This window comes from Burkholderia sp. SIMBA_062 (assembly GCF_046534765.1).
GTDB lineage: Bacteria > Pseudomonadota > Gammaproteobacteria > Burkholderiales > Burkholderiaceae > Burkholderia > Burkholderia ambifaria.
This window is the reverse complement of the sequence record NZ_JAWRYD010000428.1, coordinates 1-254: the sequence shown is the minus strand read 5'-3', so window position 1 is coordinate 254 and position 254 is coordinate 1. Positions and strand designations below refer to the sequence as shown.

The 254-nt window shown below is 64.6% G+C and carries 1 protein-coding gene; it reads left to right on the top strand.

From position 1 onward, the window contains the following. On the top strand, nt 1–254 hold a 254-nt coding region (locus SB786_RS36955; RefSeq protein WP_410731676.1), incomplete at both ends, for a hypothetical protein.

Below are 254 nucleotides of genomic sequence, written 5' to 3'. Positions count from 1 at the left end.
GCCAATGTCGCTGATCATCACCGGCTTCGCCCCGGTCACCGACATCCGGAAAACCCTGACCCCGCAACTGCGCATGGACAAGGGCGAGACCGACCTGATCCTGATCGACCTGGGCCGTGGCAAGAACCGCATGGGCGCCTCGATCCTGGCCCAGACCTACGGCAAGATCGCTGCCCAGGCACCGGACGTCGACGATGCTGAAGACCTCAAGGCCTTCTTCGCCGTGATCCAGGGCTTGAACGCCGACGGCCACC